Genomic DNA, 17,360 nt, shown 5'->3' with positions numbered 1-17,360 from the left:
GCATCGGCGAAATATGCGCCGTTGATGGTTGACAGATTTGCTGCGGCACGTCTCAGATACGCCGTATGCCGATCACGCTTGCCAAGATATTCCGCTATCCCGTCAAGGGGTTGACCGCCCAGGAGCTGCCCGCCGCCGAACTGACGGCCGGACAGGCGCTGCCCGGCGACCGCCGCTACGCCCTGCTGCACGGCGCCGCGACGCTGGAGGCCGGGCATCACGAGGAAGGCTGGCGGCCGAAGAGCGACTTCCTCCAACTCGCCCGCCACGAGAAGCTGGCGGCGCTGGAGACGGAGTTCGACGAGGACACCCAGACGCTGGTCATCTACCGCGGCGGCCGGCCGGTGTCGCGCGGGCGGCTGGACCAGCCCATGGGCCGCATGCTGGTGGAGCAGTTCTTCGCCGCCTACATGGCGGGATCCGCCCCCGGCGCGCCGAAGCTGGCGGAGGCCAAGGGCTTCGCCTACACCGACACGGACACGCCGTTCGTTTCGCTGCTGAACCTGGCCAGCGTGCACGACATCGAACGCGTGGCCAAGCAGCCGGTGGACCCCACGCGCTTCCGCGGCAACCTGTGGCTGGACGGGCTCGATCCCTGGGAGGAGCGGAACTGGGGCGGGCGGACGCTGACAGTCGGGGGAACTGGGGGCGGCGCCACGCTGGAGGTGGTGCGGCCGATCGGCCGATGCGCGGCCACCGAGGTGAACCCCGGCACCGGGGCGCGCGACCTCAACGTCCTGCGCACGCTGCGGGACGGGTTCGGACACACGCACTGCGGCGTCTATGCCCGCGTGGTGGGCGGCGGCCGGATCGCCGCGGGCGATCCGGTCACGCTCACCGAATAAGTCTTTAACTGAATCAGGCGTTGAGCGGGGCGCGCTCGTCGGCGCCGCTGCCCTCGTCCTCGCCCTGGTCCGACTCCTCGCCCTGTTCCTGGTAGGCGTGCGGCTGCGGCCCCTGGCCGTTGCCGCCGCCGCGGTTGTCGCCGCGCTGGCGGTTCTCCGCTTCCTGGATCTGGGTGATGATGCGGAAATAGTGCTCGGCGTGCTGCAGGTAGTTTTCCGCCATGATGCGGTCGCCCGACGACGAGGCGTCGCGCGCCAGCGTCAGGTACTTCTCATGGACCTGCCACGCGTTGCCGCGGATGCGGACGTCCGGGCCGTTGCTGTCGAAGGTCTGGTGACGGAGCGGAACGTTCTGGCGCCGACCGCCGCCTCCACCACCGCCGCCACCGCCACCACCACCGCCCCCGCCGCCACCGTTTCCACCGCGGCCGCGCGAACGCCTGTTGTTGGGTCCTTGTCTCATTCGGCTCTTATGGCCCCGTGTTCGAGAAAGCGAGTCCCCCGTCAACGCTCCGGCGGCCCTTCCGGCCACCGGGCCCGCCGCGGTCGGTCAGGCCACGGATCGGTCTCGGGGAATCAATGCGACGCATGGGCCCCATCGGCATCCCGCCGCGCGGTCCTTGACACCCGCCGGCCCACGGCGCGTCGCTGTCCCGCACCCTAATCGGGAAGCGGGCGCAATCCAACCTTTTTTTGTGGGCACCACCGGATTTCACCGGCGGTTTTACCGATCGTTACGCGCCCGGACGCACCGTTCCACGCCGCCCAGGTCGCGGAACACGCCGGTGACGGCGATGTGCGCCGCCGCCAGCAGCGCGGCCACGTCGCCCGCCTGTCCCGCCCCCACCTCCAGCACGGCGCTGCCGCCGGGGGTGAGCAGACCGGGCAGCTGCGCGGCGATGGCGCGGTAGGCGTCCAGCCCGTCCGCACCGCCGTCCAGCGCCCGCAGCGGGTCGTGCACGCGCACTTCCGGTTCCAGGGCGGCGATGTCGGCGCTGGGGATGTAGGGCGGGTTGGAGACGACGAGGTCGAACCGTTCGGCCAGCCCCGCCGCCCAGTCGCCGGTCTGGAAGCGGGCGCGGTCGGCCAGCCCGTTGCGCGCGGCGTTTTCGGCGGCGGCGGTTACGGCCTGCGGGCTGACGTCGACGCCGAGGCCGGTGGCGTTCGGCAACTCGGCCAGCAGCGCCAGCAGGATGCACCCGGTGCCGGTGCCGAGGTCGAGCAGACGAAGCGGGGCGGCGCGGTCGGGGACGGCGTCCAGCGCCGCCTCGACCACCGTTTCGGTGTCGGGGCGGGGGTCGAGCGTGTCCGCGTTGAGGCCGAGGTCGAGCGTCCAGAACCCCCGGCTGCCGATGATGCGCGACACGGGTTCGCGTGCGGCGCGGCGTTCGACCAGCGCGGCGAAGCGGGCGGCCTGGTCGGGGGGGACGGGGTCGTGGGCGCAGGTAAGGATCTGGTCGCGGGTAAGGCCCAGCGCATGTTCGAGGAGCAGGCGCGCGTCAAGTTCCGGGGTGTCGACACCGGCGGCGCGCAGGCGCGCCTCGGCGGCGCGGCGGAGGGATTGGAGGGTGTCCGTCATGGCTTGCCCCCTCCCTCCCCATGTTGTGCGGGAGAGGGGGCCTGACAGATGCGACGCTTCGTCCCCTCCACCGCAACGCGGGGGAGGGTTAGGGAGGGGGCAGGAGGTCTGCGATGCCGCGAATTTTGGACAAGACCAGGGATCAAGCCCGCGACATGCGCCGGATTCCGACGGATGCGGAGCGCCGGCTGTGGTCGATCGTTCGGCGCCGGCAGCTTGGTGGATGGTACTTTCGCAGGCAGCATCCCATTCCTCCTTACATCGCCGACTTCGCCTGCATCGAGGCGATGCTCGTCGTGGAAGCGGACGGCGGGCAACACAACGAATCCCCGCACGACGCGGTGCGCGATCGTCATCTGCAAAGCCTCGGCTGGCGGGTGCTGCGCTTCTGGAACAACGACATCCTGGCGAATCCCGAAGGTGTGGCGAGCGTTATTCTGGATGCGTTGGGGGGCATGCCTGCGGTTGAGCGCGAGCGCTGATCACTGATGCCCCCTCCCTAACCCTCCCCCGCTTCGCGGTGGAGGGGACTGCCGCCGCTATACCCTCCACCTCGAAGAGGGGGAGGGTGGCCGAGCGAAGCGGAGGCCGGGAGGGGGCCCGCATCACTGCAGCTCGCTCAACCGCGCCGCCTCGTCCTCGGCGATCAGGGCGTCGATGACCTCGTCCAGGGCCTCGCCCATCATCACCTTGTCGATCTTGTAGAGCGTCAGGTTGATGCGGTGGTCGGTCACGCGGCCCTGGGGGAAGTTGTAGGTGCGGATGCGCTCCGACCGGTCGCCGGAGCCGACCTGGTTCTTGCGGTCGGCGGCACGGGCGGCGTCCTTGGCGGCGCGCTCCATCTCGTACAGGCGCGCGCGCAGCACCTTCAGCGCCTTGGCCTTGTTCTTGTGCTGGCTCTTCTCGTCCTGCTGGCTGACCACGAGGCCGGTCGGCAGGTGGGTGATGCGCACCGCGCTGTCGGTCGTGTTCACGCTCTGCCCGCCGGGGCCGGAGGAGCGGAAGACGTCGATGCGCAGGTCCTTCTCGTCGATGTGCACGTCCACCTCCTCGGCCTCCGGCAGAACGGCCACGGTGGCGGCGGAGGTGTGGATGCGCCCCTGGGTCTCCGTCTGCGGCACGCGCTGCACGCGGTGCACGCCGGATTCGAACTTCAGGCGGGCGAAGACGTTGCGGCCGGTGATGTTGGCGATCGCCTCCTTGCAGCCGCCCAGCGCCGACTCGCTGACCTCCATGGTCTCGAAGCGCCAGCCGTGCAGGGCGGAATAGCGGCGGTACATCTCGAACAGCTCGGCGGCGAACAGCGCCGCCTCGTCGCCGCCGGTGCCGGCGCGCACCTCCAGGATGGCGTTCTTCTCGTCCGCCTCGTCCTTGGGCAGCAGGGAGAGCTGCACCTTGCGCTCCAGTTCCGGGACGCGGCGGGTCAGCTCATGGAACTCTTCCTCCGCCAGCGCCTTCATGTCGGCGTCGCCGTCGGGGTCGGCGATCATGGATGCCAGATCCGCCGCCTCCGCCTTCGCCTTCTTCAGCTCGGAGATCGCGGCGGCGATCGGCTCCAGGTCGGAATATTCCTTGGACAGCTTGGCGAAGGAGCCGGAATCGGCCGTCCCGGCCGCCAGCGCGTCGCGCAGCTCGTCATGGCGGGCCAGAACCTTGTCGAACTTCTCGTCCAGCGTCACGTTCGCTCTTCCTCGCTTTTGGTCTCCGCCGCCTCGTTCAGGCGGAAGAGGCGGTACAGCAGCCGTTCGGCCGCCGCGTGCTCGGGCAGCGTGCCGCCGTCGGCCTCCGCCGCCATGGCGCGCAGCACCTCCGACGGACGGTGCAGCAGCCGGTTGATCAGCAGCCGCGTCGCCGCCCCGGCGTCCAGCGCGCCGTGCTCGGCCAGCAGGCGCCGGCGTTCCTGCTCGAAATGGGCGCGCAGCGCCGCCACGGCGGGCACCGCGGCGCGCTCGGCCCGTTCGCGGACGAAGCCGGCCACCGCCGCGTCGACGATCGCCCAGGCCGCCTGCAACGCGCCCTGCCGGCCGACACGGCCCTGCAGCGCCACGCGCTCCAGATCGGCCAGATCGTAGACGTAGACATCGTCGAGCTTGCCGACGGCCGGGTCCACGTCGGCGGGGATCGCCGCGTCCACCACGAACACTGGGCGGTAACGCCGACGCTTCAGCGCCGCCGCGACCGGCCCGGCGGAGAGGATATAGCGCCCCTGCCCCGCCGCGGTCACCACGATATCGGCGGTGTCGAGCGCGGAATCGAGGTTGGCCCAGGGGGTGAAGTGCCCCTGCATGCGCCGTGCGGCGGATTCCGCCCGGCGGTCCACGGGGGCGGCGACGGTCAGCCGGCCCAGGCCCGCCTCGCGCAGCCCGTCCAGCACCAGCGCCCCCATGTCGCCCAGGCCCAGCAGCAGGGCGCAGCAGCGCTTCAGGTCGCCGTGCACGTCGCGGGCGACCTGGACCGCGGCGGCGGCCAGCGAGGTGGCGCCCTCGGCGATCGGCGTCTCGCTGCGCACCCGCTTGGCGGCGGCGTAGGCGGCCTGGAAGAGCGCCTCCAGCTCCGGCCCGGTCAGGGCGGCGGTGGCGGCGGCGCGGTGCGCGGCCTTGAGCTGGCCCAGGATGTGCGGCTCGCCGACGATCTGGCTGTCGAGGGAGCAGGCGACGGCGAACAGGTGGCGCACCGCCGCCTCGCCGGTCAGGGTGAAGAGCTGGTCGCCGAACTCCTCGGCGCGGATGCCCGCGCGCTCGGCCAGCAGGCGGGCAACGTCGAGGGCGGCCTCCAGCGGCCGGGGGTGGGCCGCCGCCACCTCGATCCGGTCGCAGGTGGACAGCCACACCGCCTGTTCGAAGCCCAGCAGCTTCAGGCGCTCCAGCACCCCCGGCACCTCGGCCTCCTCGGTCTGCAGCCGGTCGCGCAGGCTGCCCGAGCAGGTCCGGTGGCTGGCGCCGATGACGAGGTAGGAGGTGGTCACGCTGAGAGCCTTCCCGGCCTTCACTCACCGCGGCGTGTCGGGGCGGAGAGCGGGATTTTTAGACACGGATGAACACGGATTATGCACGGATGGACACGAATGGAAAATCAAATCCCTACTATCTGTGTCCATCTGTGTTCATCTGTGGCAAACCACGCGCCCGCACCGGACGCGCGCATGTCCTGAACGGAATTTCGCCACAGATGCACACGGATAAACACAGATGAAAGAGGATGGGGCTTCATCCGTGTTCATCCGGTCCCATCCGTGTTCATCCGTGTTCATCCGTGTCTCGAATCTATTCGGCAGCCTCCGCGGCCTTGGCGGCTTCGATCTCGGCGGCCTTCTTTTCGACGAGGCCGACGAGGTGGGCGACGATGTCCTGGTCCTTCAGGCGGTGGTCGGTCACGCCCGAGAGATAGACCTGATGCGTGTTGTTGCCGCCGCCGGTCAGGCCGATGTCGGTCTCACGCGCCTCGCCGGGGCCGTTCACCACGCAGCCGATCACCGACAGCGTCAGCGGCGTGGTGATGTGCGCCAGCTTCTGCTCCAGCACCTCCACCGTCTTGATGACGTCGAAGTTCTGGCGGGCGCAGCTGGGGCAGGAGATCACCGTGACGCCGCGCCGGCGCAGGCCCAGCGACTTCAGGATGTCGTAGCCGACCAGCACTTCCTCCGTCGGGTCGGCCGACAGGGAGACGCGCAGCGTGTCGCCGATGCCCGACCACAGCAGCATGCCCAGGCCGATGGAGGACTTCACCGTGCCGGCGCGCAGGCCGCCCGCCTCGGTGATGCCGATGTGCAGGGGATAGTCGCAGGCCTCCGCCAGACCCTGGTAGGCGGCCACGGCCAGGAAGGCGTCGGACGCCTTCACGGAGATCTTGAACTCGAAGAAGTCGTTGTCTTCCAGGATCTTGGCGTGGTTCAGCGCGCTCTCGACCATAGCCTCCGGGCAGGGCTCGCCGTACTTCTCCAAGAGGTCGTGCTCCAGCGAGCCGGCGTTGACGCCGATGCGCATGGAGCAGCCGTGGTCCTTGGCGGCCTTCACCACCTCGCGCACCCGCTCGGCCGAGCCGATGTTGCCGGGATTGATGCGCAGGCAGGCGGCCCCGCTCTGCGCCGCCTCGATGGCGCGCTTGTAGTGGAAATGGATGTCGGCGACGATCGGCACGTCGACCTGCCGCACGATCTCCTTCAGCGCCAGCGCCGAGTCTTGGTCGGGACAGGAGACGCGCACGATGTCGGCGCCGACGCGCTCGGCCGCCTTGATCTGCTCGACCGTGGCCTTCACGTCCGCGGTCGGCGTGTTGGTCATCGTCTGCACGGAGATCGGCGCGTCGCCGCCGACCAGCACGTTGCCGACGCGGATCTGACGGGACTTGCGACGCAGAATCTGGCGGTAGGCGCGCACGCTGCTCATGGACATGGCCTCGGCAATGGACGGCGCCGTTATAGCGCAACGGCGCCCAGGCCAGAAGTGCGCACGGGCGCCGCCGATTCAAGGCAGATGTGCGGGGCAGATGTGCGGGCGCGCCCTCAGCGCCCGGCGGCGGCGCGGGGGGCGGAGCCGTCCAGCGGCACGTCGCGCAGCACTTGGCCGATGGAGCCGAGCGGCTTGCCCTCGACGCCGTCGACGATCATCACCAGGCCGCCGGCGTTGCCGGTGCGCAGGCGCAGGCCGGGCTTGTCCGGGGCGCGGAAGACGTCGCCGGCCTTCAGAACGCGCTCCAGCACCTTCTCGCCGTTCGGTTCGCGGACCTGCACCCAGCTGTCCTGCACGGCGCGGATCTGCACGCGGGCGGCCGCGTTCTGGCTGCCGTAGACCTTGCCCTCGGTCACCGGCTTGTCGGTGGTCGCCGCGGCGGGCTGCGGGGCCGTCGCCTGCTGCAGGACCACGGAATCGGGCTTCAGGAGCGTCGGCTCCTGCGTCGACATGTCGGCCTCTTCGTCCTCGGCCTGAGGTGCCGTCACCATCTGCTGGGGTACCGCGGGCTGCGGCGGCGCCGGCTGCGGGGCCGGGGCGGCGGCGGACTGGGTGGCGGATTGGGCCAGGAGCTGGGCGGGCGGACGCGGCGGGATCGGCGCGGTGGGGATCGGCGCGGTGGGGGCCGGGGCCGCGACGGCGGGCGGGGCGGCCGGCGGAGTGGCGGGCGGAGTGGGCGCGGCGGTGCTGGAGGCGCCACCGGCGGCCGGAACCGGGGCGGGAGCCTGCGCGATCACCGTCGGGGCGACGGCGGCCGGGGCCGGAGTCAGGACCGGGGCGGCCGTGGTGGCGGCCGTGGTGGCGGTCGTGGGGGCGGCGTCCGGCACGGCGGCCACGCCGTCGGCGGGCGGGGCCGGCGGGGTGGCGGGGGTGTTCCACGGCAGGTTGTCGAGCAACGACACGAAGCGGTCGGGCAGCGCCGGCACCAGATCGACCACCGAACGGTCGGTCGCCGAGAGATAGTACCAGCCGCCGTACACCAGACCGCCCAGCAGCACCGTGGCGAACAGCAGTCCGCCGCCGGGCACGCGCCCCTCGGACACGGGCGTGGGGAAGTAAAGCTCCTGCTTGCCGACGCGGCCGGCGACCTCGTCCTTGTAGCGGCGCAGGATGTCGTCCTGGTCCAGGCCCAGGAACTCGGCGTAGGAGCGTAGGAAACCGGTGGCGTAGGCGGTGCCCGGCAACTCGGCGTAGCGGCCCTGCTCGATCGCCTCCAGGTAAGGATAGCGGATGCGCAGCGTCGCGGCGACGTCGCGCAGCTCGACCCCCAGGCGCAGGCGCGCGTCGCGCAGCACCGTGGCGACGGATTCCGGCGCGGGCGCGCCGTTCCAGGCCTCGGCCGCCGCGTTCGCGTTGCCGCCGGAGAAAAACTTCTTGCGTTCGCCCATGGGTTCAGCCGTGTCGTGCCTGCGGGAAGCGTATCCAGCCGAAGGTTGTACACGCCTCCCGGCTAGGCCCTTAGTAACAAAACGGCGCCCTTCGAAGCAATCCCCGCATCGGCGGGCAGGACCGCGCCCTAGATCAGAACCCCATGATCCTTGGCGAAGGCGCGCAGCTTGGTGCGCAGGCTGTGGTCGGGGCAGTGGTAGAGCCCGGCCATGTACTGGCGCAGCGCCGCCACGTCGAGCGAGCGCAGCATGCTCTTCACCGGGCCCACCGACGGCGGCGCCATGGATAGCGTGCGGAAGCCGATGCCGATCAGTGCCATGGCGTCGAGCGGCCGGCCGGCCATCTCGCCACAGATGGAGAGCGGCACCTCCGCCTCGTTGCACGCCTCGACCAGCCGGCGGAGCATGGAGAGGACGGCCGGCGACAGCGGGTCGTAGCGGTTGGCGGTGCGCGGGTTGCCGCGGTCGCTGGCGAACAGGTACTGCGTCAGGTCGTTGGAGCCGACCGACACGAAGTCCACCCGCGGCAGCAGCGCCGGCAGCTGGAACAGCAGCGACGGCACCTCGATCATGGCCCCCACGCGCAGCCGCGAGGGCGGCTCGAACCCGTGCGCCAGGGCGTGCGACACCTCCAGCCCCAGGATGTGGCGGGCGGCCTCCAGCTCGGCCACCTCGGCCACCATCGGGAACATCACCGACAGCGTGCGCCCGCCGGCCGCGCGCAGCAGGGCGCGCAGCTGCTGGCGCAGCAGCATGGGGTGGTCCAGGCCGATGCGGATGGCGCGCCAGCCCAGCGCCGGGTTCTCCTCCTCGCCGCCGGCGAGGTAGGGCAGCACCTTGTCGCCGCCGACGTCGAGGGTGCGGAAGATCACCGGCTTGTCGCCCGCCTCGTCCAGGATGCGGCGGTAGAGCGCCGTCTGCGTGTCCACGTCCGGGTAGGTGGAGCGGACCATGAACGGGATCTCGGTGCGGTAGAGGCCGATGCCCTCCGCCCCGCTGGCGTGCAGGTGCGGCAGGTCGATGACGAGGCCGCAGTTGAGCTGGATGGAGATCGGCGCCCCGTCGCGCGTCAGCGAGGGCAGCGCGCGGACCTCCGCGTACATCTGCTCGCGCTGGGTGCGCATCTCCATGCTCTTGACGTAGGCCATCTGGATGTCTTCGGCGGGGCGCACGAAGACCTGGCCGTTGTCGCCGTCGACGATGAGCGGATCGAGCGGTTCGATGCGGTTGAGCGCGTCGGTGCACTGCACGACCGGGATGTCGAGGGCGCGCGCCACGATGCAGACGTGGCTGGACGGCGTGCCCTCCTCCAGGATCAGCGCGCGCAGCCGGCGGTGGTCGTAGTCCAGCAGCTCCGCCGGGCCCATGGAGCGGGCGACCAGCACGATCTCGTCGGGCAGCGAGGCCGCCTCGCCGTCCGGGCGCTTGCCGGCGAGGTGCAGCAGCAGCCGGTTGGTGAGGTCGTCCAGGTCCAGGACCCGCTCGCGGATGTAGGGGTCCGTCAGGTGGCTCATGCGGGCGCGGTTGTCGTTCTGCACCTGCTGCACGGCGGCTTCCGCCGTGAGGCCCATGTGGATCGCCTCGCGGATGCGCGACAGCCAGCCGCGGTCCTCGGCGAACATCCGGTAGGTCTCCAGGATGTCGCGCGGCTCGCCCAGGCCGGCCAGGGTGGTGCGCGCCAGCAGCTCGTCGATGGCGACGTGCATGGCGGTGATCGCCTCGCTGAGGCGTTCCAGCTCGCGGTCGGCGTCGTCGGCCACCATCTGGCGGATGGTCAGCTGCGGCCGGTGCACCACGGCGGTGCCGTTGGACAGGCCGGCGCTGAGCGACACGCCGGACAGGCGGGTGGGCAGCAACGCCACGTCGCCGGGCGAGAACACCTCGTTGGGGCTGACCAGCTCGCCCGCCGCCACCAGCTCGGCCACGACCATGGCGATGGTCTGCAGCGTCTCGATCTCGTCCTCGGCGTAGAGGCGGCGCGTCTTGTGCTGGATGACCAGGACGCCGCGCACGCGGCCGCCGCGCAGGATCGGCACGCCGGACAGCGACTGGAACGGGTCCTCGCCGGTTTCCGGGCGATAGGCGAAGTTGGGGTGCGACGGCGCGTCGTCCAGCGCGATGGCGCGGGCGGTGGCGGCGATGTCGCCGACGATGCCCTCGCCCACGCGCAGGCGCGTCTTGTGCACGGCGTCCTTGTTCAGGCCCTCGGTGGCGAACAGCTCCAGCACTTCGCCGGCGCGCATCACGTAGCAGGAGCAGACGTCGGCCTGCATCTCCACCTTGATCAGCGTGACGATCTTGTCGAGCCGGTCCTGCCCGGTGCCCGACCCGGCCATGATGTCGCGCACGCGCGCCAGCAGCCGGCGCGAGGCGGTGCCGGAGGCGTGGTGGTGGGTCATGGCTGCGTGCGTCTGGTCCATGGCCCGGTGAATTCCATGCGGCGCGGGGAAATGCAAGAGTCGTATGGAAGATAGGCGATTCAATTCCCGCGGCAATCACCCCGGCCCACGGTTTCCTCGACCGGGGGGTGGCGCAGGGGCGGTGATGGAGCGCAGGTGGGCGAAGAGCGCGGCGGCGTGCGTGGGACAGCGCTTGCCATCATGGGCTTGGCCTTGAAGGCGATTCATGAAGGCCGACGACGCAGGCGGCCATCGGATGCGCCGGCATCGCCCTGACCTTGCGTAGCAGACGGTCGTCCGCCGTCACGAAGCTCGTGCCCTCGATCTGCGCCATGGCCAGATAGACGCAGTCGTAGGCCGGGTGATCAAGTTCCACGGCAAGCCGCGTCGCGACCTCAAGAAAGCCCAGCATCGGCCGAAGATTCATGCCGGACTTCTGAAGCAGGCGCGCGGCGAACGCGGCCTCGTCGGCCGTCAGTTCGTTCCGGCGCGCCTTCTTCCAGAGGATGTTCGCGCACTCGGCGACGATCAGGTCGGGCGCCGTGAGATGCCGCTCCCGGCGCAACGCGAGAGCCTGGTTCGAGCCTTCCTCCGCCACGACCCACTTCACGGCGACGCTGGCGTCCACGACCACCGTCGCCATCACCGCTCGCCGCGCCCCTCGCGCAGCAGCACTTCCGATGGGGTGTGCTTGCGCCCCGACGTCAGCGCCCGGAACTCCGCCGCCAACTCCTCGAACGACGGCTCCGTCTCGCTGGCGAGGGCTTGGCGGAGTATTTCCCGGTGCTCGGCTTCGGCCGATCGGCCATGGCGGGCCGCTCGGCGTTTCAGACGGTTGATCAGGTCGTCGTCCAGACCGCGGACTTGCAGGCTTCCGGGCATGCGGGCCTCCATGACGTCATTGACGTCAAAGGTATCGCACCGCTGAGGCGCGTTCAACGTCCCCCGCGTCACGCCGCTCCGACGGCGGCCGGCGGGGCGGCGGAGGGGTAGGCGGCCCAGCGGCGGACGAGCGCGGTCTCGGCCTGTTCGATCAGTTCGGCAATGATGCCCGCCGTCGGCTGCTCGCGGGTCACCAGACCGACGCTCTGGCCAGCCATCAGGGAGCCGTTCTCGACGTCGCCGTCGATCACCGCGCGGCGGAGCGCGCCGGACCAGTAGTGCTCGATCTCCAGCTGGGCGGCCTCGCGCGTCAGCTCGCCCCGGTCGACCTGGTCGATGAGCGCGCGCTGCGTCTCCATGAAGCGCTTGGTGCCCTCGTTGACGATGGCGCGCACGGGGATGACGGGGAAGCGCGGGTCGATCTGCACCGAGGGCTGCGCGTCGCGTGCGGCGGCGCGCAGGAAGGCCTGCTTGAAGTTGGGGTGCGCGATGGATTCAGTGGAGCAGACGAAGCGGGTGCCCAGTTGCACGCCGGCCGCCCCGGCCTCCAGGCACGACAGGATGGCGTCGCCGCGGCCGATGCCGCCGGCCACGAACACCGGCACCTCGCGCACCTCCGGCAGGATCTCCTGCGCCAGGACGGAGGTGGCGACGGGGCCGATGTGGCCGCCGGCCTCCGACCCCTCGATGATCAGCGCGTCGATGCCGTGGCGGACCAGCCGCTTGGCGGCGACCAGGGCGGGGGCGAAGGCCATGGCCTTGGCGCCGCCGTCCTTGATGCGCCTGATGGCGGCGCCGGACGGCAGGCCGCCGGCGATCACCACGTGGCCGATCCCCTGTTCGCGGCAGACGTCGATCAGCCGGTCCAGGTCGGGGTGCATGTTGATGAGGTTGACGCCGAACGGCTTGTCCGTCAGCGCCTTGGTCGCCGCGATCTCCCCGGCGAGCCGGTCCGGCGGCATGGCGCCGCAGGCCAGCACGCCGAAGCCGCCGGCGTTGGAAATGGCCGAGACCAGGTGCCGTTCCGACACCCAGGTCATGGCCCCGCCCATGATGGCGGTGGGGGCGCCGAGGAACCTGGCCCCCCGGCCCCACAACAGATCGAGCCGGGCCCGTGCCGGGGTCGCGGTCATGGCCGGCTCTCCTGAATCAGGCCGCGTCGAGGCCGTAGGCGGTGTGGAGCGCGCGCAACGCCAGCTCGGTGTACTCCTCGGCGATCAGCACGGAGATCTTGATCTCCGAGGTCGAGATGACCTGGATGTTGATGCCGCGGTCGGCCAGCGCCTTGAACATGCGCTGCGCCACGCCGGCGTGGCTGCGCATGCCGACACCGATCACCGACACCTTCACCACGTTGGCGTCCGACAGCAGCTGGCGGTAGTTGAGCGAGCCGCGCGCGTCTTCCAGCACCTTGACGGCGCGGTCGATGTCGGCCTTGCCCACGGTGAAGGTGAGGTCGGTCGACTTGCCGTCCTCGGAAATGTTCTGGACGATCATGTCCACGTTGACGGCGGCGTCGGTCAGCGGGCCGAAGATGGCCGCCGCCACGCCCGGGCGGTCTTCCACGCCGAGCAGGGTGATCTTCGCTTCGTCGCGGCTGTAGGCGATGCCGCTCACGACTTCCTTTTCCACGATCTCGTCCTCGTCAACAACCAGAGTTCCGGGAAGGGCGCTGCCCGCGGCGGCTTCGAAGCTGGACAGCACCTGCACGCGCACGCGATGGTTCATCGCCATTTCGACCGAGCGGGTCTGCAGCACCTTCGCACCCTGCGAGGCCAGCTCCAGCATCTCCTCGTAGGTGATCTTGGAGAGCTTCCTGGCCTTGGTCACGATGCGCGGGTCGGTGGTGTAGACGCCGTCCACGTCGGTGTAGATGTCGCAGCGGTCGGCCTTCAGCGCCGCCGCCAGCGCCACCGCCGACGTGTCCGAGCCGCCGCGGCCCAGCGTGGTGATGCGCCCGCCTTCGGTGACGCCCTGGAAGCCCGCGACCACGGCGACCTCGCCGGAGTTCATGCAGGCCTCGATGGCGCCGGTGTCGATCGACACGATGCGCGCCTTGGAATGCGTGGCGTCGGTGCGGATGGGGATCTGCCACCCCAGCCACGAGCGGGCCGGGATGCCGATCGACTGCAGGGCGACCGCGAGGAGACCGGAGGTCACCTGCTCGCCCGAGGCGACGACGGCGTCGTATTCGCGCGCGTCGTGCAGCTTGTCGATGTCGTTGCAGTATTTCACGAGCTGGTTGGTCACGCCGGACATCGCCGACACGACGACGGCCACCTGGTGGCCCGCCTTGACCTCCTGCTCGACCTTGCGCGCCACGTTCTTGATCCGGTCGATATCGCCGACCGACGTGCCGCCGAATTTCAGGACGATCCGCGCCATACCCCTCACACCACTTTCCGCCGGCATCGGCGCCGGCCTGGCAAGACTCCGCTCCGCCCACCGGCCGCCGGTGTTGCCGGCGCGGGGCGGCGTATCCATACTCTGTCCGGCCGGCGCGAGGCAAGAACGCCCGGCAATTTGTCTCATCCTTTTAGTGTACGGGATCTGTCCGATGAACGCGACCGCCGGCACCGTCGATTCCGACGAAATCGCCCGCTTTTCCGCCATGGCCGCGGAGTGGTGGGACCCAACCGGCAAGTTCCGGCCGCTGCACAAGTTCAACCCCATCCGGCTGGCCTACATCCGCGACACGGTGTGCGCCCGATTCGGCCGCGACCCGCACGCCCCCCGCGCGCTGGAGGGCTTGAGCGTCGTCGACATCGGCTGCGGCGGCGGCCTGCTGGCCGAACCGGTGGCCCGTATGGGCGCCGACGTGCTGGGCATCGACGCGGCCGAGCGCAACATCAAGACCGCCCGCGTGCACGCCGAGGAGACCGGTACCCCCGTCGCCTACCGCGTCACCACAGCCGAGACGCTGGCCAGCGAGAGCCGGCGCTTCGACGTGGTGCTGTCCATGGAGGTGATCGAGCACGTCGCCGACGTGGACCTGTTCCTGAAGTCCTGCACCGACCTGCTGAAGCCCGACGGCATCCTGTTCCTGGCGACGCTGAACCGCACGGCCAAGTCTTTCGCGCTGGCGATCGTGGGCGCGGAGTACGTGCTGCGCTGGCTGCCCAGGGGCACGCACGACTGGCGCAAGTTCATCCGCCCGTCCGAGCTGGCGGGCGCGCTGCGCGGGCACGGGATGGAGTTCGGCAACCTGACGGGCATCACCTACAACCCGCTGACCGACGAGTTCCGCCTGAACCCGCGCGACCTGGACGTGAACTACATGGGCTGGGCGGTGAAGGCATAGCGCCGCCGCTTAGGGCAGGCGGGCCTGAAGCGCCGCCAGATAAGCAGCGGGTCGCAAAACCGACGTCCTGCCGAAGGGATGCAGCACCAGCAGGTCCGCGTCACCGGTGACGATCGCCCAGGCCTCCGCGGCCTTCGCCAATTCCAGGTACTTGTTGTCTTTTGCATCCCGGCACGCCGTTACGCGCTCGGTCGGCTCGTAGCGGGTGCCGGCGGCGCGCAACCACCCCAAGAAGCGTTCCCGCTCATCCAGCGTTGCCATGGCGGCAAACTTCGGGCGCTCCAGTACGGTGGCGAGTTCTTCCAGCGTATCGTCCGAATAGGCCAGAACGTCGAACTCGTACCCCGCAAGCAAGGCCTGCGCCGGAACCGACCGTCGCCACAGCAGCGCACTGACCAGCGCGCTGGCGTCAAAGACGACGTTCGGCATTGTAGGCCGCAAGCTCGGCTTCGATGTCCCCCTCGGTGAGGCCGGCCTCCTCGGCACGGCGGCCCACCGCGTCCATCAGGTCGAGCAGTTCGTCCCGCCGCGGGTCGCCCGGTCCGAAGACCGCTTCAAGGAACGCTCCGGCCCGCTGGCGGACAACCTCGTCCTGAAGGCGCGAGGCGGCTTCCGGACTGACCGGGATCTCGACGTTCACGATGGCCTTGCCCATGGGAAACTCCCGGAATTGCGTTTTCAGGCGTACACATCGTCCAGGGACAGCGTGACGCCCACCGTCTCCAGCATCACCTCGCCTTCGGTGACGATCTCGTGCACCCAGCCGCCGTCCTGGCGGCGGTAGACCTCGACGCGGCGTTCGTCCTGGGCGACCAGGACGTATTCGCGAAGGCTGGGGATCGTCTGGTAAGACGCGCGCTTCTCCCGCCGGTCGATGTGTTCCGTCGAATCCGACAGCACTTCCACGATCAGGGACGGCGCCTTGACGATGTAAGGATCGTCGTCGGCCGGATCGCACGTCACCACGAGGTCCGGGTAGTAGTAGGCGTTCGCCGCCTCCACCCGAAGCATCACGTCGGTGGCGTAGGCGTCGCAGCCGCGGCCTCGGGCAGCAGGGCGGATCGCCGCGGCCAGATTCAGGACGGCGCTCGCATGCCGCCGGCTGGCGCCGACCATGGCGTACACCTCGCCGTCCACGTACTCGTGGCGGACGTCGGACGTACGCTCGTACGTCAGGTACTCCTCGGGCGGCATCCAGGGCTGGCGCACGGCGTTCGGCATGCGGTTAGGGTACCGCACTCCACATCGTGCCGCCAGAACGTGTTTGAAAGGGAGAAAATGCGCGAGGAGGTCGCCCTCCTCGGCGCGATCCGCCGTCAGGCGGCGTGGCTGGCTTCCTGTTGGGTCAGGAGCGCGTAGATGGCGTCGGCGCTGTCGGAGCCGCGCAGTTTTTCGCACATGGACTGGTCGCGCAGAAGGCGCGACACGCGGGCCAGCGCCTTCAGGTGGTCGGCGCCGGCCTGTTCCGGGGCGAGCAGCAGGAAGATCAGGTCGACCGGTTGCTCGTCGATGGCGTCGTAGTCGATCGGCCGCTCGAGGCGGGCGAAGACGCCCCAGACGCGCTCCAGGCTGGGCAGCTTGCCGTGCGGGATGGCGATGCCATGGCCCACGCCGGTCGTGCCCAGCCGTTCGCGCTCCAGGAGCACGTCGAAGATCGCCCGCTCGTGCTGGCCCGTCAGCTCCGCCGCCCTGCGCGCCATGTCCTGCAAGGCCTGCTTCTTGCTGCCGGCCTTCAGGTTCGGAAGGATCGCCTGCGGCGTGATGAGATCGATCATGACGGCTTTGGCCCTAGGGGGTACCGGCGCCAGGGATCAGGCGCCGGCCTTCTCCACGCCCGGATCGACCCAGCCGACGTTGCCGTCGGCGCGGCGGTAGACCATGTTCAGGCCGCCGTGCGCGCTGTTGCGGAACATCAGCGCCGGCAGCTCGCCCAGCTCCATCCGCATCACGGCTTCGCTCACCGTCAGGGTGTCGATGTGCGTCTGCATCTCGGCGATGACCATCGGCGCGGCCTTCTCGGCCACTGCCTCGTCGTGGTGCTCGTCCTTCTCCGCTTCCAGGATCTGGTAGCGGGCCGGCTGCAGCTCGACATTGCCCTCGCCGTTGGCGTGGTGGCCGCGCAGCCGGCTCTTGTAGCGGCGCAGGCGCTTGTCCAGCTTGTCGGCCGCCGTGTCGAAGGCCGGGTACGGCTCGGTCGCCTGCGACGCGCACTGCAGCACGATGCCGCGGCCGACACGGACCTGGATGTCGGCCGTGTACAGGTGCGCCTCGCGCGAGAGGACGACGTTGGCTTCCATCGGCTTCGAGAAGTACTTGCCGACGACGGTGTTCAGGCTGTCGGCGACGTGCGTGCGCAGGGCATCGCCAACGTCAAGCTGCTTGCCTTTGACGGTCAGTTGCATCTTGGGAGGTTTCCGATTTTGGTCCGCATTGGACAGATAACAGTGACGCGACGCCACGTGCGGACGGGGACCATAGTGGCGGGCGTCCGGACTGTCAACGAAACCCGATTGCGCGA

Annotated in this window: 19 protein-coding genes and 1 pseudogene; 3 read left to right on the top strand and 17 right to left on the bottom strand. The window is 70.1% G+C overall.

Annotated elements, in window-relative coordinates:
• Positions 1-65: 65 nt before the first annotated feature.
• Positions 66-845, top strand: a complete 780-nt coding sequence (locus VED21_RS24565; RefSeq protein ID WP_324886965.1) for an MOSC domain-containing protein — start codon at positions 66-68, stop codon at positions 843-845.
• Positions 846-858: 13 nt separating this feature from the next.
• Here VED21_RS24565 and VED21_RS24560 read toward each other — a convergent pair whose 3' ends face one another.
• Both VED21_RS24560 and prmC read right to left on the bottom strand, forming a co-directional pair.
• A complete protein-coding gene (locus VED21_RS24560) occupies positions 859-1,308 on the bottom strand; it encodes a DUF4167 domain-containing protein (RefSeq protein WP_324886963.1) in 450 nt (149 codons plus the stop codon).
• Between the two features lie 261 nt (positions 1,309-1,569).
• Positions 1,570-2,424, bottom strand: a complete 855-nt coding sequence (prmC, locus tag VED21_RS24555) for a peptide chain release factor N(5)-glutamine methyltransferase (protein WP_324886961.1) — start codon at positions 2,422-2,424, stop codon at positions 1,570-1,572.
• Positions 2,425-2,537: 113 nt separating this feature from the next.
• Between prmC and VED21_RS24550 the strand changes: the two genes are divergently transcribed.
• Positions 2,538-2,906, top strand: a complete 369-nt coding sequence (locus VED21_RS24550) for an endonuclease domain-containing protein (RefSeq protein ID WP_324886959.1) — start codon at positions 2,538-2,540, stop codon at positions 2,904-2,906.
• Between the two features lie 123 nt (positions 2,907-3,029).
• Here VED21_RS24550 and prfA read toward each other — a convergent pair whose 3' ends face one another.
• The 10 genes and pseudogenes from prfA to VED21_RS24505 form a co-directional block, all read right to left on the bottom strand.
• A complete protein-coding gene (gene prfA, locus VED21_RS24545; RefSeq protein ID WP_324886957.1) occupies positions 3,030-4,103 on the bottom strand; it encodes a peptide chain release factor 1 in 1,074 nt (357 codons plus the stop codon).
• Positions 4,100-5,389 (bottom strand): glutamyl-tRNA reductase, encoded by a 1,290-nt coding sequence (gene hemA, locus VED21_RS24540; protein WP_324886955.1) that lies wholly within the window; start codon positions 5,387-5,389, stop codon positions 4,100-4,102. The genes prfA and hemA overlap by 4 nt, the downstream gene beginning before the upstream one ends.
• Positions 5,390-5,687: 298 nt before the next feature.
• Positions 5,688-6,809, bottom strand: a complete 1,122-nt coding sequence (gene ispG, locus VED21_RS24535; protein ID WP_324887050.1) for a flavodoxin-dependent (E)-4-hydroxy-3-methylbut-2-enyl-diphosphate synthase — start codon at positions 6,807-6,809, stop codon at positions 5,688-5,690.
• Positions 6,810-6,925: 116 nt separating this feature from the next.
• Positions 6,926-7,774 (bottom strand): DUF4115 domain-containing protein, encoded by an 849-nt coding sequence (locus VED21_RS39030; protein ID WP_414638299.1) that lies wholly within the window; start codon positions 7,772-7,774, stop codon positions 6,926-6,928.
• 222 nt (positions 7,775-7,996) lie between these two features.
• Positions 7,997-8,260, bottom strand: a pseudogene (locus tag VED21_RS39025) (helix-turn-helix domain-containing protein); the annotation flags it as partial.
• A gap of 128 nt (positions 8,261-8,388) precedes the next feature.
• Entirely contained in the window at positions 8,389-10,680 is a 2,292-nt protein-coding gene (gene ptsP, locus VED21_RS24525) for a phosphoenolpyruvate--protein phosphotransferase (RefSeq protein WP_324886951.1), read from the bottom strand.
• Between the two features lie 178 nt (positions 10,681-10,858).
• Positions 10,859-11,302, bottom strand: a complete 444-nt coding sequence (locus tag VED21_RS24520) for a type II toxin-antitoxin system VapC family toxin (protein WP_324886949.1) — start codon at positions 11,300-11,302, stop codon at positions 10,859-10,861.
• Positions 11,302-11,541 (bottom strand): FitA-like ribbon-helix-helix domain-containing protein, encoded by a 240-nt coding sequence (locus tag VED21_RS24515; protein WP_324886947.1) that lies wholly within the window; start codon positions 11,539-11,541, stop codon positions 11,302-11,304. Before VED21_RS24515 ends, VED21_RS24520 begins: the two co-directional genes overlap by 1 nt.
• Positions 11,542-11,609: 68 nt before the next feature.
• Positions 11,610-12,674 carry an NAD(P)H-dependent flavin oxidoreductase gene (locus tag VED21_RS24510; RefSeq protein ID WP_324886945.1) on the bottom strand — a complete coding sequence of 355 codons (1,065 nt, stop codon included), beginning with the start codon at positions 12,672-12,674 and terminating at the stop codon, positions 11,610-11,612.
• A gap of 16 nt (positions 12,675-12,690) precedes the next feature.
• On the bottom strand, positions 12,691-13,926 hold the full coding sequence (locus VED21_RS24505) for an aspartate kinase (RefSeq protein ID WP_324886943.1): 1,236 nt from the start codon (positions 13,924-13,926) through the stop codon (positions 12,691-12,693).
• Positions 13,927-14,098: 172 nt separating this feature from the next.
• Here VED21_RS24505 and ubiG point away from each other — a divergent pair, with 172 nt between their 5' ends.
• Complete coding sequence (ubiG, locus tag VED21_RS24500) at positions 14,099-14,842, top strand: bifunctional 2-polyprenyl-6-hydroxyphenol methylase/3-demethylubiquinol 3-O-methyltransferase UbiG (protein ID WP_324886941.1); 744 nt, start codon at positions 14,099-14,101, stop codon at positions 14,840-14,842.
• Between the two features lie 9 nt (positions 14,843-14,851).
• Here the strand turns inward: ubiG and VED21_RS24495 are convergent, their stop codons facing one another.
• From VED21_RS24495 to hpf, 5 genes are all read right to left on the bottom strand, one after another.
• A complete protein-coding gene (locus VED21_RS24495; protein ID WP_324886939.1) occupies positions 14,852-15,271 on the bottom strand; it encodes a putative toxin-antitoxin system toxin component, PIN family in 420 nt (139 codons plus the stop codon).
• Entirely contained in the window at positions 15,252-15,497 is a 246-nt protein-coding gene (locus tag VED21_RS24490; protein ID WP_324886937.1) for a hypothetical protein, read from the bottom strand. Before VED21_RS24490 ends, VED21_RS24495 begins: the two co-directional genes overlap by 20 nt.
• Positions 15,498-15,520: 23 nt before the next feature.
• The gene (locus VED21_RS24485; protein WP_324886935.1) at positions 15,521-16,063 is read right to left on the bottom strand and encodes a Uma2 family endonuclease; all 543 of its coding nucleotides are present in this window, start codon (positions 16,061-16,063) and stop codon (positions 15,521-15,523) included.
• A gap of 95 nt (positions 16,064-16,158) precedes the next feature.
• Complete coding sequence (gene ptsN / locus VED21_RS24480; protein WP_324886933.1) at positions 16,159-16,617, bottom strand: PTS IIA-like nitrogen regulatory protein PtsN; 459 nt, start codon at positions 16,615-16,617, stop codon at positions 16,159-16,161.
• A 36-nt stretch (positions 16,618-16,653) separates the two neighbouring features.
• Positions 16,654-17,244 (bottom strand): ribosome hibernation-promoting factor, HPF/YfiA family, encoded by a 591-nt coding sequence (gene hpf / locus VED21_RS24475; RefSeq protein WP_324886931.1) that lies wholly within the window; start codon positions 17,242-17,244, stop codon positions 16,654-16,656.
• Positions 17,245-17,360: the final 116 nt, after the last annotated feature.

Origin of the sequence: Azospirillum sp. (assembly GCF_035627195.1) — a bacterium.
In the GTDB taxonomy this organism is placed as follows: domain Bacteria; phylum Pseudomonadota; class Alphaproteobacteria; order Azospirillales; family Azospirillaceae; genus Azospirillum.
Note: the sequence above shows the minus strand (reverse complement) of the source record. Positions and strands in the feature narration are given on the sequence as shown.